This window comes from bacterium (assembly GCA_035549195.1).
In the GTDB taxonomy this organism is placed as follows: domain Bacteria; phylum Oederibacteriota; class Muellerivitia; order Muellerivitales; family Muellerivitaceae; genus DASZRK01.
Genome location: DASZRK010000018.1, coordinates 1 through 21,109 on the forward strand (window position 1 = coordinate 1; position 21,109 = coordinate 21,109).

Here is a 21,109-nt window from a genome sequence, read left to right on the forward strand (position 1 = left end):
ACGTGGACCAATGCCACGCCGGGCACATCCGCTTCATCGGCGGCACCACGGCGACCGTCCTTTTCGCCGACGAGTTCTCCCCGGACGACTTCGACCGCATCGCCTGCCGGGACGCCTCGGGCAAGATCGTGCCCCACGACAACATCGTGCCCGGGGCCCACCGGGGAAGCCTGGCCTCCCCCGAATACCGGGATTACCTGGTGAACATCGGCAAGGTGCAGATCGACGGCGGTGTGGACGGGATCTTCTTCGACGAGGTGGACCAGGACTACCAGGGCGAACACTACGACAACAACGAGGGTTTCGACGATTACCACCTGGCCGATTTCAACGCCTACCTGCTGGCCAAATACCCGGCAGGGACCGACTTCGGCAAGCTCTTCGGGATGAAGCCGGGGAACATGCTGCGACGGGACCTGCCGCCGGGGGACCTGCGCCGCAATTTCAATTACCTGCGCTACCTGGCCGACAACGGCTGGACCAACAGCCCCCTGTCACCCGCCAACCCGCTGGCCCAGGAATGGGGAAGGACCTACGACGACCACGTGGAGCCGGGGGCCAAGAGCTTCACCGCCGCCGCCGAGCCCTACCGCTATTTCGGCGAGATCGTCCGCAAGCTCAAGGACTACGCCCAGGAAAAATACGGGAGGAAATTGCTCATCACGGGCAACGGCATCCTGCCCAACGTGGATTTCGAGAGCATCGGCCTCTGGGATTACAACCACGACGGGGACAACGGGAGCATGGCCGATTACACGCCGGTGATCGACGGCCATTTGAACGGGAAGGTCTCATTGCAAAGCGTGTTCCGCCGCTTCCGGGCGCAGTCGAAACTATTGGCGCCGGGGGCGCCGGTGGTGCTTTTCATCGACTGGCCCACGCCCACCCTCAACCGCTACACGGCCCTGCCCCAAAAGGAACGGGAGGATTATTGGCGGCTCTACGCCGCCGAGGCCTACGCCAACGGGATCTTTTACGCCTTCCATTTGAAGACCGCCACCGGCGAACCTACCGCCGACCAGCAGGGCATGATGCCCTTTTTCAAAAGCTACACCGCCTTTTACCGTTCCCACGCGGCCCTCTATCACCAGGTCGAGCCGTCGGACAAAGAGGCCGCCTGTTCGCTCCCCGGCGCCATGGTGTCGGTGATGGAAGGGAAGGGCCGGGTCTTGGTGCATCTGGTGAACCACAACTATGACAAGGGGTTCCAGGAACAGCGCAACGTCCTGGTCACGGTCCCCCTGGACGCTTCCCCCAAGACGGTCACTTGGGCTTCACCCGATCGCTCCTCCGACCAGCCGTTGAAATACAGCTATTCGGATAGGAAACTGAAGGTCGTGCTTCCATCCCTGGAGGCCTATTCGGTCTTGGTCATCCAAGAATGAATGAAAATAGAACGAAGGGGCTGGGCCTAGATCCTTGGGTTTTCCGTTCTCCGCGAACCGTTCACACAGTTCCCCAAGCCTCTTCGCCGCCTCCGGGTCCACCGCGTAGGGCATGACGCCCAGCGATTTCGAGGCGAACTTCTTGGCGGTATCCTCCGCCAGATCCACTCCCGGATCCTTTTTATGCTCTTTCCCGTGGGAAGTCGCATGGGTCCGGGATTACCCATTCGTACCCAATGACTTGTGGTCATTGGGTAGGTATGCCGGGGCCACATCGCGATCCTGGCCATGGACCCTGCCCATTCCTTTTGCGTCTTGACCGATACTGCACAAAATCGGGAATCGTGTCGAAAGATATTAGCTTTGGGACCTTTTGAAACTAAAATGACCGGATATTAATAAGATCCGAGGGCTTATATGAGATCTTTTCTGGGCCAATGGACCGTTTTTCTCTTCGCCGGTTTCTTTTTGTCCTTCCTTCCATCTTCTTCACAAACCTTGAATGGCCCGGCCCGAGTCCCCGGTCAGGTTAGGGATGTTTCTGTCCTAAAGTCCGATCATGGAGCCCAAGCCCCCAGGGGGATCAGTTTCGGCGTTGGGTGGCCCTACGTGGGTGTGCGGGATTATTTTGACGGGGAACTTGGGGCCGAGTTCCGCTTTGCCGCCCAGGATGGGGTCCACCTTTTCCAGGGCCGTGGCTATTGGAGCTTCGCCCGACAGGGGCCTTTCGACATCCTCACGGGGGCCGAAGTCGGCTATTTCGGCTTCAATACGATGAACGCGGACAATACCTTTCGTGTTTCCGGGCATGGCTGGGAAGCCGGCCCCTTCGTGGGGGTGGATTACCAGTTCGGCCAACGCTTTTCGCTCCTCTTCGATGTGACCATGCCTGTCATTGTTCCGTCCTGGCAAGAAGTCACCCTTTCGGATGTCCAGTGGGTCATCAATGGCGGAGTTTACTTCTATCCCTTTTAAAACGCCGGAGTGAAGAAAATGCCAAAGAACAAAAATAAAAGATTCCTGGGTCTGCTCTTGGCCCCTGCTCTGCTGACCGTGTTCGTCCTTCCAGCGGCGGCGGAGCTCAATTTTGGGCCTATCCAGGCCATCAAACACTCCTTGAGGTTCCACGGGACCCCGACCCCTGTTTTCACCCGAACGCCGACAATGACTTCGACTTTGACAGTAACATCCACGCCTACGGGAACGTCCACATTGACCTCGACCGCGACCATCACGCCTACCCCGTCATGGACGCCGACCATGACCCCGAGCTTTACGCGGACTTGGACGCCGACCTGGACCTATACCTGGACGCCGACGCAAACATGGACACCGTCCGGGACCTTGACGCCGGCTTGCACTTATTATGTCGACACGTTCGCGGGCGGCGGGGTCGGGGATGGCGACCAGGCTGTTTCGACCTCCATTGGGCCAAGCGGTTTGGCGATGGACGCCGCTGGAAATATTTATTTCGGGGACACGAACAACGACCGCGTTCGGAAAGTGGATGCGACAGGTATTATTTCCACGATCGCGGGGACCGGCGTCCAGGGGTTCATGGGGGATGGAGGAGCTGCCGTTACTTCGAGGATCTATAACCCGAGTGGAGTTGTTTTGGACGCTGGTGGGAACCTTTATTTCGCCGACAATAACAACGGACGGATACGGAAGGTGGATACGACAGGGGTGATCACCACGGTGGCTGGAGGCGGTTCCAATGTCCCGGGAGACGGCGGCCCTGCGACCTTGGCGCAATTGAGTCCTACGAGCCTAGCTATCGATGGTGCGGGAAACCTTTATTTTGGCGACGGAACCAGGGTTCGTAGGGTCGATACAAGCGGGATTCTCACGACGGTGGCGGGTAATGGGACCTATGGTTTTTCCGGAGATGGTGGCCCGGCCACTCTGGCGCAAGTGAACAGCCCTTCCGGGATAACCTGGGATAGCTTGGGGAATCTTTATATGGCCGATACCCAAAATTTCAGGATCAGGAAAGTGGATCTGGCGGGGAACATCACCACCGTGGCGGGTAATGGAAATTACCAACCCCTTGGGGATGGTGGCCCAGCTACTTTGGCGTATTTGAACCAACCCTCTGGTTTGGTCTTCGACGGCGGGGATAATCTCTACATCGGGGATAGGGGCAATAACCGTATCCGAAAAGTGGATACGACAGGGATGATCACGACCGTAGCTGGGGGTGGGGCCAGCATTCCTGGAGATGGGGGAGCCGCCACTTTGGCGCAACTGCAACAGCCTTCGAACCTGATCTTGGATGGAGCGGGGAACCTTTTGTTCTCGAGTTGGAACCGGATCCGAAAGGTCGATACAACCGGCAATATCACGACGGTCGCCGGAAATGGGACCACTTTTTACGTGGGCGATAGCCGTCCTGCGACCACGGTACAACTGGGTCCCAATGGTGTGGCGATGGATAATTCGGGAAACGTATATTTTTCAGACGGCATAAATGATCGGATCCGGAAGGTGGATCCATCCGGGATCATCACGACGGTGGCCGGGGGTGGAACCAGTGGTCGCGGTGATGGCGGTCCTGCCACTATGTCCCAATTGGGTAATCCTGCCGGGATCGCCTTGGACGGCGCGGGAAACCTATTCATCGCGGATTACGCTGACGGAAGGGTCCGGAAGGTGGACGTAACAGGGACCATCACCACAGTGGCCGGGGGAGGCGTCAGTTACGCATGGAATGGCGTCCCGGCTACTTTAGTGGTCATGGGTGGGCCCACGGGAGTGGCGGTCGATAACTCGGGAAACCTCTATATTTCGGATAAGAACTATTCCCGGATCTGGAAAGTAGATCCTTCAGGGATCCTCACGACGGCCGTTGGTTACGGAGGGCCCGGTTACTCGGGGGACGGAGGACCTGCCACGATGGCACAATTGTATTACCCTCTTGGAGTGGCAGTGGATGGTGTGGGGAACCTTTTTATTGCGGACTCCTTTAATGGACGGATCCGGAAAGTGGATACGACCGGGATCATCACCACGTGGGCAGGCGGTGGGACCAATTACCTGGGGAACGGGGTTCCCGCCACTTCAGCTCAACTGTCACCCCGTGGGGTTGTTTTGGATGGTTGGGGGAACCTCTACTATACCGATTTTAGCAATAGTTTGATCCGCAGGGTGGATCCCATCGGAACCATTACCACGATTGCCGGGAATGGATCCTATGGTTTCTCGGGAGATGGTGGCCCGGCGACTTCGGCACAGTTTGAATTTTCTGGTTTCATTTCAGGATTAACCGTGAACAACGCGGGTGATGTTTATGTTGTTGATTCAGGGAATGATCGCGTTCGTAAGCTTTATTGCCATTAAGCATTCATCAAAAGGGTCGAGAACAAAGGGCCAGGCCACCATTTTACACTTTTGGATTTTCAGCTTTCTCCCAACTCTTTACCGAGTTCCAAAGCCTCTCCGCCACATCCGGGTCCACCGCGTAGGGCATGACGCCCAGCGATTTCGAGGCGGACTTTTTCGCCGCCTCTCCGGTCCCATCTGCCACCGAGGCGATGCCGCGATCCAGGCCATAGACCCTAGCCGATCCCCATGGTCATCCGATCTTTGTTAACTGCATTTGGTTTGCATTCCCTTCTTTTGGGTCCTTTAATGTGCCCACCAAAATCCTCGGAATGGAACCGAACCATGAAAAAACGCCTGTGGATCCTCTTGTTCTGCCTGACGCCCGTTCTGGCGATCTTCCTTAATACTGGATGTTCGGAAACACCCGCCGCGCCGGCCCCCACGCCCACCTATACCCCGACCCTGACCTGTAGCGGTGCCAGCGGCCAATTCGGCCTGACCACCACCGACGGGGTCAATTCGACCCAAAGCAGCACCAACATGGCCACGCAATTCACCATGGCCTCCAACGGCGCGGTGACGGCCATTGCCGCCGGGATCTGCGGCTCAAGCGGCCCAACGACGGCCTACTTCGGGATCTATTCGGACGCTTCAGGCGGACCGGGCACCCTGATGGGCCCCGCGGCCAGCCAAGTCATCAGCAGTTGTCCCGGCGGTCCTTTCAGCCCGGTGACGGTCACCCTTTCGACCCCGCTGGTCCTCTACGCGGGGACCTATTGGGTGGCGGTCGGAAGCCCGGGTGAGTTGTTTTACTCGGTCACGGCCAGCACGGGGACCAATGTCCAACCGACCAACCCGGGGGCTGGAGCCCTGCCTTCCACCTATCCCTCGGCCAACTTCAGCTATTGTTGCCAACCCCAGCTTTACGGATTCTGGGCCTGTCCTTGATCCGCACGTAAGGGTCCCGTCGGCCTGGCTCCTTTTTTGACTTCCGACAGGAATGTTCACAAAGAATTTTCACGGCAAGGCCAATAAAAGGTTGCCGGGCCTTCCTCCGCAGGATAAAGTCCTGCATCTTTCGGCCCCCTCGCGGGGGCTTTTTTTGACCTCGATCGGGAAAAGGTTCAACCCTTGGTCCCGTCCTGAACAGGGAACCGGTTTGAAATCGTCTCTTTTCAAAATTTCATTCTTCCTTCTGGCTTTCCTTGGGGCCGTTGCTCCTTCCATGGCCAAGGAAGCCAAGGCCGCGAAGACGGCCGGACCCGTGGCGACCCCCGCCCCTGTCATGGATTCCAACATCCGCCCCGGGTTCTCCCTGGGCGTGGGCTGGCCCTACGTGGGCGCCAAGTACTTCTTCAACAATGACCTGGGCCTGGAAGCGCGCTTCGCCACCGGGGACGGCATCGATGTCTACGCCGCCCGGGGCTATTGGAGCTTCCTGCGTTACGGCAATTTCAGCCTGCAGACGGGGGCCGAGTTCGGCTACTTCACCTTCGACACGATGAATTCCAACAACACCCTCCAGGTTTCCGGGAGCGGTTACGAGATCGCCCCCTTGGTGGGGTTGGATTATTTCATGGACCGGAACCTCTCCGTCCTGATCGATTTTTCCATGCCCGTCATCGACCTCTCCTCCCACCAGGTCTCCCTGGGGGATGTGGAATGGGTCTTCGAGGGCGGCGTTTACTTCTATCCTTTTTAAGGGGCTGTTGAATTGAAGCGAATCAAACCGATCCTCCTGGCGGTCGCCTTTCTGGCCTGCCTGGCCCCCAACTGGGCCATGGCGGGAGGACTGCACTTGGGCATCATCCGGGCGATCAAGAGCGCCGTGGACCGGCTGGGGGACAAGCTGTTGACCCAGACGCCGGTCTTCACCGCCACCCCGACCTTCACCCCCACCGAAACCCCGACGGAGACGACCACCTTCACCCCTTCCAACAGCCCCACGGACACGGCCACCGCCACGGCCACCGATACGGCCACGGATAGCGCCACGGCGACCCCGACGGATACGGCCACTTCGACGTCCACGGCCACCGCGACGAACACGGCCACTTCGAGCGCGACCTCCACGCCCACCTCGACCCCGACCGTGACCATGACCTATACGGCGACGGACACGGCCACGGATACGGCCACTTCGAGCGCGACCTCCACGCCCACCTCGACCCCGACCGTGACCATGACCCATACGGCGACGGACACGCCCACGGATACGGCCACTTCGACCGCCACGTCGACGGCCACGGACACGCCGACCCCGACAGCGACCAGCACGGCCACCTCGACGGCCACGGACACGGCCACGGACACACCGACCTCGACGGCGACCAGCACGGCCACCGATACGGCGACGGCCACCCCGACATCCACTCCCACGGATACCCCCACCGCTACCCCGACCCAGACCTCCGGCTGTGCCGGGGCCGGTTCCAGCGCAGGGGTGCTGATCACGAACAATAATGGTGGCGGTATCGCCGCCAAGGCGGCCAAGGTCCATTTGGACTACAACAGTTGGGTCAAACAGATCCGTTTTGTCGGGGATTCCTCCACCAATTGCGCCCTGGATGGGGCCCTTTACGCGGATGACGGGTCCGGCACCAAGCCCGGGGCCATGATCGTTCGGTCCACCTCGGGTAGCTTGGTCGGGGCCGTGACGCTGACCTTGGACATCCCGGATATGCTCCTGCCCCCCGGTGACTATTGGGTGGCCTATGCGACGCAAGCGTCCGGCACTTTCCCCATCCAATATCCGACCGCGCTCAATCCGACCGTGCGTCTGGGGACGACCCTACCCGCGAACGGGTCCGGGGCCACCCCGGATTCTTTCGGGATCCCGGCGGCGCTGGACTATTGCACCAGCGACGTGACCTTCACCCCCACCTTCACCTATTCGCCCACCCCGACCCAGACCTCGGGCTGCGCCGGGTTCCCGGCGACCATCAACCATGGTCTCAGCGATGGCAGCGGGAACAATCCCATCGCCCTGGCCTCGCGGGTGGACCTAGGCGTCAACGCTTACGTCAAGCGGGTGCGCATCACGGGCAATTCCTCGGGCATCAATTGTTCGGTCAGGGCCGCGATCTATTCGGATAACGGTTCCGGCACGGCGCCGGTGAGCCTCTTGACCCTTTCCTCCGTCGCCAGCCTGACGGGGCCCACCACCGTGGTCTTGGATATCTCCGACATTTACCTGCCGGCGGGGAGCTACTGGGTGGCTTATGAGTTCCAGGGCGGGACTTGGCCCTTCGACAGCACCAATTCGACCCCAACCTATTACATGGGGACGACCTTCTCCCCGGTGGTCTCGGGCGGGTTCTCTTACCCCTTCAGCATGCCCTATATCCTGGATTTCTGCTCCAACGACTTCACGGCCACGCCCACGGGCACCCCGACCCAGACGGTCACCGACAGTCCCACCCAAACCCCCACCCGCACGGCGACATCCACCCCGACGGATACGGCGACCGCAAGTCCGACCCATACCCCCACCTCCTCGCCCACGGATACCGCCACGGGCACCTCGACGAACACCATCACCCAGACTGCCACGGCGACGCCCAGCGGCACCCCCACCAGGACCTTCACGCCCACCTTCACCTTCACCCCGACGGCGACCAACACGGCGGTCTATCCTTGGTCGCTGAACATCGCCGGATCGGCGCCCAACACGATCCTGGATGTCAGCTATGTCGCGGTGAACGGCTCCAGCCCGGTCACGGTCTATGTCAGCGGACCCAACGCCTTCCAAGTGCAGTATTACAACGGTTCCACCGGGGCTTACATCGGGAGCTGGCCCGACGGCCATAACGTGGAGGGGCTCGCGGTCAATTCGGCCGGGACCTCCATCTTCACCGCCGATGGATATGACGGAACGGGGGTCTCGATCGTGCGCACCGACCTGGTGGGCGGGAACCCCTTCGCCTGGAAGGTCACCGGTCTTGGGGGCGCCGCGGACCTGAAGGTGGACCCCTATACGGGCAACGTCTGGGTGGGCGGCGGCGCTTCGGTCTTTTGCTACGCGCCGACCGGCGGGAGCGCGCTCGTCAACTTCACCGTGTCCGGTTCGGTGGCGGCCTTCGCCTTTGACGCCAACTATGTCTATGTCTTCGATGGTGGCACCCTGGGCTGGTACAACAAATCCACCGGGAGCTTCGTCAATAACCAGGGCGTGAGCGGCTGGGACTACATCACCAATGACGCCGCGGGCAATTTCCTGGTGTCCGACAGCGTCATTCCCGGGGTGCGCAAATTGAACCCCAGCCGGGTCCAGTTGACCCAGTGGGGAAGCGCCGGCTCGGGGAACGGCCAGTTCAACTATCCCACGGGCATCGCGGTGGACAGCGCCGGGAACGTCTATGTGGGAGATGCGGCCGGCACCAATCGCGTGGAGAAATTCGCCCCCTTCTGATCCCGCCCCCCGGCCCTTTCGGCCGGTTCCTCGATCTTTCCCTAAAAAAACCAGGAAAACGGTTTTCCCCAACGGGGAAGCCCCTTGTCACGGGTTTGGTCGTTGGGTGAAGTTGGTGTTCAAGGAATGACAGTGCTAGCCTATTGATAAGAAGAACGGCTTCCCGACAGAGGTCCTCTTCCAGCGCTTTTAGCCACTCCGATCCGTTCCATTGGTTTGCCCACCAAAAGTTCCATTCATCCCCGGTCTTCCGATCTTTTAGGTTTTCCCCTTCAAGGCGGTAGTCCGGGTTTTCGGCCCCTTCCTGGTCGCTTCAGGCGGGGACCGTTCCTTATTTTTTTCCCCCGGAATGATGGCCCCGTGACGAGGCAAGCCATCGTTCCTCTCCCGGTCACCCCGGGAACAACCCCCTCCTAGGCTGAAACCTAGCCCCTTGGTCGCATGACGTTCCGCGAGGAGGATGAGATGAAAAGACACAAAAAGGTCTCGTTGATGGTCTTGGCCCTGGTGTTGGCGGCCGCAATGCCCGCTTTGATCCTGGGGCAAACGGCCCCCACGGACAGTTCCACCGGTGGGGTCGATGCGAAACCGACGCCTTCCCGCAAGGCGGATCCCACCCCGACCCCGGTCGTGGATAACCATCCATGCGAAGGAGGCTTCAAGGGTTTCAAGGGTGTGGACCATTGGGATGGAACCTGCCACCTCCACCAGTTCGGATCGAACGACCGGGAGGGCTGCGGGCATGATTGAGATGTGACGGTCGTTCGTTGGGAGCCGGTTCCCGGAGGGGGGCCGGCTTTTTTGTTTTGGGGATCTTTGGTCCGGGGAGGGGAACGGATGGCCCCGACCCAAAACCTGCGCTGGCTTTTTGGCGGCCTGGATGGTATTGATGGGCATTCCGACTTCCCCCAAAGAGGTCCCCATGACCGAAACCGAAGCCGAGAAGGTCCTATCGATCTTCGCCGGCCTGTTGAAGGAGCTCCAGACCACGGTCTTCCTGGTCAGCGGTGAGGTCGACGAGAGGCTCATCCTGCGCAAGACCCTCCCGGCCTATTTCGCGCTTTGTTCCTGGCCGACCGGCGCGGTCAGCGGTTTCTTCCCTTATTCCCTGGCTTTGGAGGGGGAAGCCATGGGATGCCGCCATTCCATCGGCATCACCCCGACCGACCTCTATGTCTGCCTGGCGGCGCCGGACCGGTCGGCCCTGCATAAGGCCCTGGACTGCATCCGCCGGACCAACGACCTGTTCCTCGCCCCCGAGGTGGAGGAGCCGCCCCGACTGCAGGTCTGGCTCAAGGGCTATAACGAGCGGCTGGTGGAGATCGCCGATTACCAGGGCGAGGACCCGGCCCAGCTCGACCTGGATTAGGCCCAGGGCGGTCCCGCCCGTTCCTTTCCCCGAAGTCCCCCGATCCATATGGATCCGGGACAAGTCCCGGCCCGAAAGATTTACCCCCGCGAAGGTCCGGATGGAATAAAATTGGCCCACTTTTTTATCTGAAAGGTCCTTATGAAACCCCTGGCAATCCTGATCTGCGCGATGCTCTTATCTTCCATCCTCTCGGCCCCGGTCGGGGCCGCGCCCAATAGGATCACCCCGGTCATCGACGACCAGGCCTTCGAGTCCAACTTCAAGAAGGGCGTCGAGGAGAGCGTGACGCTCAAGGATGGGCGGGTCGTGGACCTGCACGGCGACTTCACCTGGGATTACGCCCAACCCGGCCGCAAGCAAGAAGGGGAGGCGCCGGCCCCCGCGGCCCAGCCCGCCGGGGATCCCCGGACCGCCGCGGAGGCGGTCGAGGTCTGGGACACCACCCTGGACAAGTCGGAAGTGAACGGGTCCGACGCGGTGCGGCTCTTCCTCCACTACCAGAACAACAGTTCCCGCAAGGTCGTGGGGGTTTCGGTCACGGTGAGGATCACCAACTCCTTCCACAAGCTCCTTTTCCAGTTCTCCCACGATGACGAGGTGTCGATCGACCCCGGGGAGAAGATGCGCAACGACGCCTTCTTCGTTTGGAAGGACAATCCTTATATCAACGGGGAACCCTATGACCTGCTTTGGGAAAGCGCCAAGAACGGCACCGCCCGGGTGTCCGTCCAGGTGCGCAAGGTGGTCTTCGACGACGGGACCGTGCTGACCAACGCGGCCCGCAAGAAGTAGGCGGCCCATGCGACCCTTTTCCCTGATGCGCGCCGGGTCCCTCCTGTTGCTCCTGACGCTGGGACCCTTCCTTCCCGCCGCCCGGGGGGCCACGCCCTCCCCGAACGGGCCCATCCAGGGATGGGGCACGGAGAAGTTCGACGGCCCGGACGACCTGCCGCGGGCCATCCAGGCCTCCCAGGACAAGGCCCGGCAGGACCTTTCGGCCAACATCCTCACCTACGTGAAGAACGTCACCATCGACAAGACGGTCGAGGAGAACGGCAAGACCCGCGAATTCTTCAAGCGCATCACCGTCACCCGGGTGGTCCAGCTCCTGCGGGAAGTGGACCTCTCCCGCCCCCAGGTGGACCAAGCGGACCACCTGGTCACCACCCAGGCCTCGGTCTCCCGCCCGGTGGCCCAGCGTATCATCCAGGACGCCCTGGCCAAGATCCGCCAGAAGGAAGCCGAATACAACGACAACATGGCCCGCTTGCGGATGCTCACCGACGGCGGCAAGTACTATTACAAAAAAAAGGTGGAGACGGTCGAGGACATGGACGACGTGGAGCACATGACCGCCGCGATGGAGGAGCTCAAGGAAGAGCTGATCCATGAGAAGCTCCGGGACATCCAGGACGTGCGCAACGCCATCACGACCCGCTTCCTGAAGGAGTTCCCCCGGGACGACAAGGTCACCTACCTGGCCTATATCGGCATCGACCAATACAAGGCCATCATCAACAACTACGACAAGGAAGTTTACGGACAGGTGAGCCCTTCCTATATCGGGGGGGCCTACAACAAGGAAGCGGACCCCTGGAACATGCCCAACGTGGCCGAGGCGGTCCTGCCCGGCAAGGCCTTCTCCAACATCGGTTGGGGCTATCGTTGGCTCTATTACACGGGGGTCGATCCAGTGTTCGGCTGTTCCCTTTATGGCCGATATTCCTATGAGAAGGACATTTGGGGACTCAGCGCCAGTTTGGGGCTAGGCATTGACCTGGGGGGGAACCAGATCACGGCTAATAGCCCCTATAAGGACTTGGGCTGGGATACCTACGGCTTTCACATCCCTGTGGAGGTGGATGCCCACCTATACCTGCGCACCGTCAAATCGGACGCCCATATTCCCTTCCTGAAGGTCGGGTTGGTGGGAGAGTGGTCCGTCATCGATGCCAAGGACCCGGACTCCGGCAAAACCTACGATCTGGTCAGCGGCTTTTCGGGCGGGTTCGTCTTCGGCGGTGGATTTACCATTTTCCACAAGAGCGGTATGTTCCTGCAGACCATGGATTTCGGCCTGGATTGCCAATGGATCCCCAACGGCCTCTATAATGAGGGTTCCCAATATGGGATCGGCTTCTTCTGCAATTGGGGGATCACCTGATCCCGGGCCCCAAGCCCGGTTTTTTTGTCCGTAAAAGTCGTTCCATTCTCGAGGAGGCTACGATGAAGAAGATCCTGATGGGTTTGTTGGCGGCGGGCCTGCTGGCGGCCGGTTGCGGCGGGAACAAGGCGGAAGTGAAGCCCGAGGCCCAGGTGGAAGGACCGGTCAAGCCGGCCTGGGTGGACAAGGGCGGCGTTTACATGGGCGACAAGGGCTCCATCGTCGAGGGTGTGGGCATCGCCGATAAGGGACCGAACATCTCCCTGATGCGCGAGAAGGCGGACAGCCGGGCCCGGGCCGACCTGGCGGCGCAGCTCAAGGTGGCCGTCAAGAAGCTCACCTCCGACTACATGAGCGACCACAAGGACTATTTCGACCAGGCCAACACCGCGGGATCGGACGAGATGACCACGGTGGTGTCCAAGCAGGTGGTGGACCAGGTGCTGGTGGGAAGCCACATCGTGGACCGCTGGACCGACCCCGAGACCGGCGCCCTCTATGCCTTGGCCCGGATGGACATCGGCGACGGGCTCTATGACGCCTATGAGGCCGCCTTGAAGCGGGCCCTGAAGAGCCAGCACAAGCTGGCGACCCAGCAGGACATGAAGGCCGCCATGGCCGATCTGGACAAGGAGGTCGCCGACCAGCGCCAGCACGAGGACAAGATCATCGGGGCCAACCAGTCGGCGCCCGCGGTGGAAATGGGCTCGACCCGGTAGGACGGACGGAACATCCCAGGACGCGAAAAGGCCGGGGGACCTCCCCGGCCTTTTTTATTGGCCGAGCGGAGGTTTTCGGAACGATCCACCTCGTTGGAAGTTAGAATGGGCGCCATGCGATCCCACAAAAGCCGTGGATCCGTCCCGACCAGGGACCGGAAGGTCCGCCAGGACCCCTTTTTCGCCTGGGCCCTTTCCGCCCTGCTGTTCGCCGGAGCGGCCGCTCCCTTGGAGGCCAAGACCATGGCCCGGACCTTTCAGAATCCCATCCTGACCGGGTTCCATCCCGACCCCTCCTTCTGCCGGGTGGGGGACGATTTCTACCTCACCAACTCCACCTTCGAGTTCTTCCCCGGGCTTCCCATCTATCACAGCCGCGACCTGGTGCATTGGGAGCAGGTGGGGAACGCCTTGGTGCGGCCCGGCCAACTGCCCCTGAAAGGGGCGAGCGATTCGGGCGGGCTCTACGCGCCGACCCTTCGCTATTGGAAGGGGACCTTCTACCTGATCTGTGACAACGTGAGCGGGGGCGGGAACTTCATCGTGACCGCCAGGGACCCGGCGGGCCCTTGGTCCGACCCGGTCTGGCTGGGCGACTACGGCATCGACGGGTCCCTCTTCTTCGACGACGACGGGCGCATCTACTACCACCGGGCGGGCGCCGACAACGGCAACGGCATCTCCCAAGGGGAACTGGACCCCTCCAGCCTGAAGCTCAAGGGTCCCTTGAGGAAGATCTGGGAATACCCGGGGGAATGGAACGAAGGCCCGCATCTCTATAAGGCCCAAGGGAACTATTACCTCATCAGCGCGACCGGGGGGACCGAGACCCATCACCAGGAGGTCGTGGCCCGGTCGGAGAGCCCCTGGGGTCCTTTTGTTTCCAGTCCCCACAACCCCCTCCTGACCGAACGGGACGAACCCCGGAGCCCCATCCAATGCGCGGGACACGCCGACCTGGTGGAGGCCCCGGACGGGAGTTGGTGGGCGGTCTTCCTGGGGACCCGGCCTTATCAGGGCATGTCGGTGCTGGGCCGGGAGACCTTCCTGGCGCCGGTGCATTGGACGAAGGATGGCTGGCCGGTGGTGGGCAACGACCATCACGTCGCCCTGCGGATGGCGGCACCCCGGTTGAAGCCGTTCCCCGTGAAGGCCAATCCTCCAAGGACCCTTTTCACCCAGGGCTCGAAGGGCCTGGGGCCCGAATGGCTCCATATCCGAAATGGCGACCCGAAGGATGTCTCTTTGGAGGAACGTCCGGGATACTTGCGCCTGCACGCGGCCAAGGACGGTCTTGACAGCCGTTGGGAGGCACCCGCTTTCGTGGGGGTCCGTCAACCGGCTTTGCGTTTCACCGCCCGGACGGCCCTGGAATTCGCGCCCCGGCAGGACGGGGAGGAGGCGGGCCTTTGCGTGAGGGCCGACGAAGGGAACCATTACGAGATCGGCGTCGGTCGCTTGGGCGGCCAGGTCCAACTCTTCGTGAGGAACCGGATCAAGAACCGGGACCACTGGATCGCCCAAAGGCCGCTTGCGTCGGACAAGGTCCAACTGGAGATATCGGGCAACGAAGCCAAGTACCGCTTCGCCTGGTCCATCGACGGTAAGACCTGGAAAACCCTGGCCGTTTCGCCCAGCGCGGACCTTTCCCGGGAGAAGGCGGGCGGCTTTACGGGGACGGTCCTGGGCCTTTACGCCACCTCCCATGGGAGGTCCTCGGAGGCCTACGCGGATTTCGGGTGGTTCGAATTGACGCCGGACAGTGTCCCCGCGATCGGCGCCGTCACCCGCAGGCCCGCCCCCACGCCCCTGACCCCCACGGACCATTGGCGCATCCTCACTGACCGGGAGGACTACCGGGACCGCGCCGGGAACCTCTGGTCCTGGGACCTGGGCTATTCGGGCGGGGAGACCTCCCGCTCATGGGGCGGCATCGCGGGGACCCGGGAAGCGGAGCTGTTCCAGCATGAGCGTCAGGGCAGGGAATTCAGCTACACCCTTCCGGTCCCGCCGGGCAAGTACCGGGTGCGCCTCAAGTTCGCCGAGACCAGCGTGCGGGAAAAGGGAAAGCGGGTCTTCGACCTTTCGATCAACGGTCGGAAGGTCCTCACGGGTTTCGACATCCTGGAAGAAGCGGGGGGATCCGATCGGGCGCTCGAAAAGAGCTTCGACGACGTATCCCCGAACCAGGAAGGCGAGATCACCCTGGGTTTCGCCGCTTCCGCCGGGGAGGCCAAGGTCTGCGCCCTGGAGATCGAACGGCGGCCTTGAGCGGGTCCTGCCTCAAGGTTCCTTCGGGGAACCTGGGTCCTTCTTTTCGATCTTCTTCGACCCTTGGCTCTTGGGTCGGGCGGGAACCCGTTCCTTCTTGAGGAAGTCGCCGTATTTGGGCCCGACGCGCCGGCCGGCGGGGACCTTTGAGCTCCATTCGCCCGCGACGGCTAGACCGCAAGCGAGCAGAAGGACCACCGCCATTCCCAAGACCGTCGATCGTCGCATGGTTTTCCTCCCGTTCAAGATGGTCCCCTCAAGGCGGCGTGATGGTGAAGTGGTAGGGGATGGGGGCCGCGCCGCTATAGGCCGTGATCATGAAATAGAAACTGTCCCCCGGGTTCAGGGGTGCGTTCGCCGAATTGCCCGGCTGGGCAGGCCCGGGATCAAAGAGGTAGTTGCAGCCCGTGTCGAAGATGACGATGTCCAACAAATTGCTGTCGGAGCCGGTCGAATAGCAGTCCACGGTGAGGGTATAGGTCCCCGTCGAACCGGCCGTGAAAAGGTAATAGTCCGTGTCCCCATTGTAGGCATTGGTGCCCGCCGGGTTCAGGACGCCGGAGATGACCAGGGGCGTGCCCGAATAGACGGTCCCGATGTTCTCGGCGGTGGCGCAGGAGTCGTTGGTGCCCGTGGGGCCGCCTTGGGTGGGGAGTTCCACTTCGGTGTAGGCGGCCGCGCCGACGGGCGTGGCGCCGCAGACGAAGGCCGGGGTATCGGTGGGCGTGACCGTGGGCGTATCGCTGGGAGTGTCGGTGGGGGTGTCAGTGGGGCTGTCGGTCACGGTCGGGGTATGGGTCGCCGTAGGGGTGGAAGTGGGTGTGCCGGTGTTCGTGCTGGTGAAGGTGTAGGTGGACGTAAAGGTGGGGGTGAAGGTCGGGGTGAACGAGGACGTGGGAGTGAGGGTCGGCGTGAAGGTCCGGGAAGGAGTCGGGGTCGGGGTCAGGGTCGTTGTATCGGTGGGAGTGGAAGTGGGCGTGATCGTGGGGCTGTTCGTAGGCGTGGGGGTATGGGTATAGAGGGCGACGGGGTTGGGGGAGACGACGATGTCCCGGGAACAGGAAGCCGCAAACAGGGCCGCCCCCACAAGAGCGATCAAGAAAAGATGGCCTGGTTTCATCCGGGTCCTGGGAGGATTTCGTTCTGACAGCCGAGAACGGCCCAATAGTACCACCCTTTAGCCCTCTAAAAGGCCTGAAAGCCCCTTATCCGGTTTAACGGTCACTTCAAGGGAAGGTTCGGAAGGTTTCCGATTTACCGATGGATGCGATATCCTTCCTGCCAATGGATGTCGCCGTCTTGAGCCTTATTTTCTTTGAAAGATGAGACCGGAACATGAGCCACCTTGAAAGGATCGCTTTTCGTCCGATCCCGGTCCACCGCCTTGTCCTTCCCGTGGCTTTCCTGCTCCTGGCCGTGTCACCGCTTTTTGCCGCGGACTGCAATTGCAATCCCCAGGTCGTGGCAGGCGGCAACCAGCCGGTGACGGGCATCTACGACCTCGGTGTGACATCGGGTGCTTTCACTTTCTTTTATGATACCCAGTCCATTCCGGACCGGATCCTCGTTTTAAGCGGGGGCGTGACCCTTTTCGATACGGGTTGCGTTGGGGCGAAGGGCACGGTGCCTTTGAACCTGAACGGCTCCAATCTCGTGACCGTCCAGGTCATTCCCAACTGCAATGGGGATACCTCGACCGGCTGGTCCTATGGCCTGGATTGGTGCAACATCAGCACCGCCCCGACCTGCACCCCCACCAACACCTTCACCCCGACCCCGACCTTCACGCCGACCTGGACCCGGACCCCTACGCCGACCTTCACTTTCCAATTCTCGGCGACGGACACCCCGACACCGACCATCACCGATACCCCCACCAAGACCGCGACCATGACGCCGACCTATACTCCCACCCTAACGCCGACCATGACCCCCACCTACACCCCCACGACCACGGCGACCTTCACGCCCACCTCCACTCCCACCTGCGTGCCGCTGGTCTGGCCGGACCCCTTCAATCCCCGCTACGCGGTGGATGGGGTGATGAAGATCGGGTGCCTGGAGCCGGGATCCCGGGCCGAGATCTATACCGTTGCGGGGGAAAAAGTGGTCACGATCAGTGATTCGGCCTTCCAATACGGGGGCCCTTTCACAGCGGTCTGGAATGGAAAGAACGAGAAGGGTGTTCCGGTGAGCGCGGGCATTTATTTCTACATGATCCGGAACGGGGACCGGGTGTCCTACAAAGGCAAGTTCCTGGTCATCGGAGGGCCTTAGGGCCGCTCGTAATTATTAGGGTTGGAATAGTTTCTGGGCCTCGTCCAAGCGGCCCATCTTGACCAGACAATTCCCCAACAACTGGCGTGCGGTGGTGTTCGAGGGGTCCTGATCGAGGGCCTCCTGGAGGATCCTGCGCGCGTCGTCCAATTTTCCCGCGTCCATGGCCTGACGGCCCATTTCCAGTTGATTATTGGAGGGGTTCTTGTTTTGGGCGGAATAACGAAGCTCATCCATTCCCGGGGAAGCTTGTGCCGGACCCACCATCGGGACCGAGCCCGCGGGGGGAACCCCTTGGGCGGGTGCCGACAGGTCCTGTCTTCCGGCCGGGGATCCTCCCTGCGGTAAGGAAATGTTCAAGGTGAAGCGGTGGGTCGCGCCGATGGCCCCGTAGGGCACGAAGGCGTAATCGAGCCCGGCGGCGAGGTCCCCGAAATCCTTCTGCAGGCCCGCCCCGAAGGTCATGGCCGAGAAACCCTGCAGGTCGTCGGTGGTGCGCACCCCCGTGCGAAGGGCCCCCGCCAGGTCCTGGGTAAGGGGCGTGCGGTACTCGGCGCCGAAGCTGGGTTGGAAGCCCGTGTCCTCATGGATGTCGCTGTCGACCGCCAGGGTCAGCCGGTCGCCGGGAGCGAAGGCGGCGGGCTGGTACCAGGAGGCCCCCGCCTTGACCAGGAAGGGTTGGGAGTGGTCCAGCAGGTCCGTGCCGATGTTCTGGAACGCCAGCCCGAAGAGAAGGTGCGCCGAGGGGATGGAATGCAGGAAACCCGCGTCGAAGGAAAGGGCGGTGTCCCCCAAGCTGGGGGTGTCCTGGCCCAGGATGTTCACCTTGAGCCCGGCGTAGGTGTTGGCCATCAGTTCCCCGGGAAGGAAGCGGCCCAGGCTGTCCGCGTAGGCGAGCGACAGGGCCCAGTCGGAGGCCGAGACGGCCCCGCCGGTCCCCGCGTAGTTGCCCAGGGGGTCCTCGAGGGTGGCGTGGAAGGCCTGGGTGTCCTGCAGGGTGAGGCCCAAGCCCACCCCGCCCGCGTCGGGGAGCTTGTGGGCCAGGGCCAGGTAGTCCTGGGTGACGCCCTGGAGCCATTGGCCGTGGGTGGTGGAAAGGCCCGTGCCCGAAAGGAGCGCCAGGCCCGCCGGGTTCCAGTAGAGCGCCGTGGGGTCGTCGGCCACCGCGGTGAAACTGTCGGCCATGGCGGCCGCCCGGGCGCCGGTGCCGATCTTCAGGAAGTTGGCGCTGGTGTAACCCGCTTCGCCGAAGGCCTGGAAGGGGAGGACCAGGAGCATCCCGGCCAGGAAGGGTCCCTTTTTCATGGCCTATCCCTCCAAATGACCAGTACGCCGGTCGCCAGCGTGTTCGAGCCCTGGCGAATGACGTAATAGTAGGTCCCCGCGGCCACCGGCCGCCCGCCGGTCGTGAGGCCGTCCCATTCCACCGGTCCACCCGAGGCCACCTGGCTGTGCACCAGTTCACCCGAGACGGTGTAGACATTGAAGCTGGCGCCGGCCGGCATGCCCAGGACCTTCACGGTCCCGCGCACGGCGGTGCCGGGGTTGTAAGGGTTCGGGTAGACCGTAAAGGCCGAGGCCGGGGTGAGGGTGGGGGTCTTGGTGAAGGTGAAGGTGGGCGTGACCGAGGGGGTCTCGGTGGCGGTGTGGGTCAGGGTCGGGGTGGGGGTGTTGGTCGCCGTATCCGTCGCGGTGGAGGTCGTGGTGTCCGTCGCGGTCTCGGTCGGGGTGGAAGTGGTGGTTGGGGAAGCGGTCGAAGTAGCGGTGGAGGTGGCCGTTGAGGTGGCACTGTTGGTCGCGGTATCCGTGGCCGTATCGGTGGCGGTGGGCGTGGGTGTTGAAGTGGCCGTTCGGGTCGCCGTATCCGTCGGTGTGGAGGTGGCGCTGGAAGTGGCCGTGGAGGTCGCTGTGTTAGTGGCGGTCGGTGTGGCCGAATCCGTGGCCGTGGAGGTGGCGGTGTTCGTGGTGGTGTTGGTCGTGGTGGCCGTTGGTGTGGAAGTGGTGGTCGAAGTCGGGGTCGAAGTGGCGCTGCTGGTCGTGGTGGAAGTGGCGCTGTTCGTGGCCGTCGGGGTCGCGGTGTGGCTGGGTGTCGCGGTGGCCGTGGAAGTGGGGGTCCGGGTCGCGGTCTGGGTGGGGGTATGGGTGGCCGTGATGGTCGGTGTGTTCAGGGTATAGGAAACGGAACTGGAGCTGATCTCAGGCACCTGGTCGGCGGAGAAATAGGCGGTGTTGGAAAGGGTGGTGCCGGGTGGGGCGGTGACATTGGCCTGGAAGCAGACCTGCCAGGTGTCCCCGCGGTCCATGGCGGGTTGTTTCCAGATCAGTTCATTGCCGCTGAGCGTTGCGCTGCCGTAGGTTCCGGCCACGGGGGCGAGCCCGGTGGGCAGGGGATCGTGGATGACGAGGTTCGTGAGCTGGGCGGTGACACGTCCCAGGTCGCCGAGGAAGGTGGTCCACTGGGAGGCGGGCGCGGAGTAGTTGAGCCAGGTGCCTCCGGCCATGGGAGGAAGGGTCTTGGGGTTACAGCGGTTCTCGGGGGCGGTGGTGGGGTCGAGGTCGTTGGTGACGCCGTGGATCACGATGCCCTGGGCGTAGAGGCTGGCGGCCACCGAGGACATGGTCAGGGGACCGCTGCCGTATTCGGCGCAGTCAACGCGTTCGTCGGTGACCAGGATGATGGTGCGGGAGGCGTCGGTACGCCAGGGTCCGGCCCCGGCCAGGGTGACGGCCTGCAGGGTGGGTTCGACCCCGCCGGTGGTGGTGATGGCGGTGAGCCAGCCTTCGAACTGCGAGTCGCTGGAGGCGTAACCGTAATTGGTGATGTTGGGGTGGCCGGTGGTGCCCGTGAAGGTGATGAGCCCGATGCGGTAATTGATGTTCTGCCCGGAGAGTTGGGAAGTGAAATTGGCGATGTTGGCCTTGATCTGCGAGATCCCGGAATTCATGGAGGTGGATCGGTCCACGACCCAGAGGATGTCGGCCAAGGGGATGGCGCTGGCGGTGTCCACCGTGATGCAGACGGTGGCCGGGGCGCCGTTGTTCGGTTCGGGGAAGCTCATGGTCTTATGGATGGCCGCGATCTGGGCCAAGGCCGGCGACAGGCCAGCCATGGAAATCCCAATGACCAATAGGGTTCTGCGTTTAACCTCTTGGAACCAATTTTTTCCCGTCACGTGATAGGACCTC

At 62.1% G+C, this 21,109-nt stretch carries 17 protein-coding genes; 13 read left to right on the top strand and 4 right to left on the bottom strand.

The window, feature by feature from the left end:
- From VHE12_05305 to VHE12_05360, 12 genes are all read left to right on the top strand, one after another.
- On the top strand, window positions 1-1,385 hold a 1,385-nt coding region (locus VHE12_05305; protein HVZ80206.1), incomplete at its 5' end, for a hypothetical protein.
- 609 nt (window positions 1,386-1,994) lie between these two features.
- Window positions 1,995-2,360, top strand: coding sequence for a hypothetical protein (locus VHE12_05310; GenBank protein HVZ80207.1), 366 nt, complete (start codon window positions 1,995-1,997; stop codon window positions 2,358-2,360).
- Between the two features lie 18 nt (window positions 2,361-2,378).
- Window positions 2,379-4,724 carry a hypothetical protein gene (locus VHE12_05315; protein HVZ80208.1) on the top strand — a complete coding sequence of 782 codons (2,346 nt, stop codon included), beginning with the start codon at window positions 2,379-2,381 and terminating at the stop codon, window positions 4,722-4,724.
- 327 nt (window positions 4,725-5,051) lie between these two features.
- Window positions 5,052-5,657, top strand: coding sequence for a hypothetical protein (locus VHE12_05320; protein HVZ80209.1), 606 nt, complete (start codon window positions 5,052-5,054; stop codon window positions 5,655-5,657).
- Between the two features lie 277 nt (window positions 5,658-5,934).
- On the top strand, window positions 5,935-6,411 hold the full coding sequence (locus VHE12_05325) for a hypothetical protein (GenBank protein HVZ80210.1): 477 nt from the start codon (window positions 5,935-5,937) through the stop codon (window positions 6,409-6,411).
- A 12-nt stretch (window positions 6,412-6,423) separates the two neighbouring features.
- Window positions 6,424-9,120, top strand: coding sequence for a hypothetical protein (locus tag VHE12_05330; GenBank protein HVZ80211.1), 2,697 nt, complete (start codon window positions 6,424-6,426; stop codon window positions 9,118-9,120).
- Window positions 9,121-9,585: 465 nt separating this feature from the next.
- Window positions 9,586-9,870: a hypothetical protein gene (locus VHE12_05335; protein HVZ80212.1), complete on the top strand. Its 285-nt coding sequence runs from the start codon at window positions 9,586-9,588 to the stop codon at window positions 9,868-9,870.
- Between the two features lie 172 nt (window positions 9,871-10,042).
- Complete coding sequence (locus VHE12_05340; protein HVZ80213.1) at window positions 10,043-10,489, top strand: hypothetical protein; 447 nt, start codon at window positions 10,043-10,045, stop codon at window positions 10,487-10,489.
- Between the two features lie 141 nt (window positions 10,490-10,630).
- Complete coding sequence (locus VHE12_05345; protein ID HVZ80214.1) at window positions 10,631-11,284, top strand: hypothetical protein; 654 nt, start codon at window positions 10,631-10,633, stop codon at window positions 11,282-11,284.
- Window positions 11,285-11,291: 7 nt separating this feature from the next.
- Entirely contained in the window at window positions 11,292-12,656 is a 1,365-nt protein-coding gene (locus tag VHE12_05350) for a hypothetical protein (GenBank protein HVZ80215.1), read from the top strand.
- Between the two features lie 62 nt (window positions 12,657-12,718).
- Window positions 12,719-13,375 carry an LPP20 family lipoprotein gene (locus tag VHE12_05355; protein ID HVZ80216.1) on the top strand — a complete coding sequence of 219 codons (657 nt, stop codon included), beginning with the start codon at window positions 12,719-12,721 and terminating at the stop codon, window positions 13,373-13,375.
- Window positions 13,376-13,489: 114 nt separating this feature from the next.
- Window positions 13,490-15,646 (top strand): family 43 glycosylhydrolase, encoded by a 2,157-nt coding sequence (locus tag VHE12_05360; protein HVZ80217.1) that lies wholly within the window; start codon window positions 13,490-13,492, stop codon window positions 15,644-15,646.
- 12 nt (window positions 15,647-15,658) lie between these two features.
- On the opposite strand, the gene VHE12_05365 is transcribed toward VHE12_05360, so the two are convergent.
- Window positions 15,659-15,874: a hypothetical protein gene (locus VHE12_05365; protein ID HVZ80218.1), complete on the bottom strand. Its 216-nt coding sequence runs from the start codon at window positions 15,872-15,874 to the stop codon at window positions 15,659-15,661.
- A 28-nt stretch (window positions 15,875-15,902) separates the two neighbouring features.
- On the bottom strand, window positions 15,903-16,745 hold the full coding sequence (locus VHE12_05370) for a hypothetical protein (protein HVZ80219.1): 843 nt from the start codon (window positions 16,743-16,745) through the stop codon (window positions 15,903-15,905).
- A gap of 236 nt (window positions 16,746-16,981) precedes the next feature.
- On the opposite strand from VHE12_05370, the gene VHE12_05375 reads away from it, so the two are divergent.
- Window positions 16,982-17,923: a hypothetical protein gene (locus VHE12_05375; protein ID HVZ80220.1), complete on the top strand. Its 942-nt coding sequence runs from the start codon at window positions 16,982-16,984 to the stop codon at window positions 17,921-17,923.
- A 15-nt stretch (window positions 17,924-17,938) separates the two neighbouring features.
- On the opposite strand, the gene VHE12_05380 is transcribed toward VHE12_05375, so the two are convergent.
- Both VHE12_05380 and VHE12_05385 read right to left on the bottom strand, forming a co-directional pair.
- The gene (locus VHE12_05380; protein HVZ80221.1) at window positions 17,939-19,228 is read right to left on the bottom strand and encodes a PorV/PorQ family protein; all 1,290 of its coding nucleotides are present in this window, start codon (window positions 19,226-19,228) and stop codon (window positions 17,939-17,941) included.
- Window positions 19,225-21,033, bottom strand: coding sequence for a vWA domain-containing protein (locus tag VHE12_05385; GenBank protein HVZ80222.1), 1,809 nt, complete (start codon window positions 21,031-21,033; stop codon window positions 19,225-19,227). Before VHE12_05385 ends, VHE12_05380 begins: the two co-directional genes overlap by 4 nt.
- Between the last annotated feature and the right edge of the window lie 76 nt (window positions 21,034-21,109).

What these genes read in the sequence shown, in the direction of transcription:
- VHE12_05315 (HVZ80208.1), top strand. Translation starts at nt 2,379, where the DNA reads ATGCCAAAGAACAAAAATAAAAGATTCCTGGGTCTGCTCTTGGCCCCT.
- VHE12_05320 (HVZ80209.1), top strand. Translation starts at nt 5,052, where the DNA reads ATGAAAAAACGCCTGTGGATCCTCTTGTTCTGCCTGACGCCCGTTCTG.
- VHE12_05325 (HVZ80210.1), top strand. Translation starts at nt 5,935, where the DNA reads ATGGCCAAGGAAGCCAAGGCCGCGAAGACGGCCGGACCCGTGGCGACC.
- VHE12_05335 (HVZ80212.1), top strand. Translation starts at nt 9,586, where the DNA reads ATGAAAAGACACAAAAAGGTCTCGTTGATGGTCTTGGCCCTGGTGTTG.
- VHE12_05340 (HVZ80213.1), top strand. Translation starts at nt 10,043, where the DNA reads ATGACCGAAACCGAAGCCGAGAAGGTCCTATCGATCTTCGCCGGCCTG.
- VHE12_05345 (HVZ80214.1), top strand. Translation starts at nt 10,631, where the DNA reads ATGAAACCCCTGGCAATCCTGATCTGCGCGATGCTCTTATCTTCCATC.
- VHE12_05350 (HVZ80215.1), top strand. Translation starts at nt 11,292, where the DNA reads ATGCGACCCTTTTCCCTGATGCGCGCCGGGTCCCTCCTGTTGCTCCTG.
- VHE12_05355 (HVZ80216.1), top strand. Translation starts at nt 12,719, where the DNA reads ATGAAGAAGATCCTGATGGGTTTGTTGGCGGCGGGCCTGCTGGCGGCC.
- VHE12_05360 (HVZ80217.1), top strand. Translation starts at nt 13,490, where the DNA reads ATGCGATCCCACAAAAGCCGTGGATCCGTCCCGACCAGGGACCGGAAG.
- VHE12_05365 (HVZ80218.1), bottom strand. Translation starts at nt 15,874, where the DNA reads ATGCGACGATCGACGGTCTTGGGAATGGCGGTGGTCCTTCTGCTCGCT.
- VHE12_05375 (HVZ80220.1), top strand. Translation starts at nt 16,982, where the DNA reads ATGAGCCACCTTGAAAGGATCGCTTTTCGTCCGATCCCGGTCCACCGC.
- VHE12_05380 (HVZ80221.1), bottom strand. Translation starts at nt 19,228, where the DNA reads ATGAAAAAGGGACCCTTCCTGGCCGGGATGCTCCTGGTCCTCCCCTTC.
- VHE12_05385 (HVZ80222.1), bottom strand. Translation starts at nt 21,033, where the DNA reads ATGGCTGGCCTGTCGCCGGCCTTGGCCCAGATCGCGGCCATCCATAAG.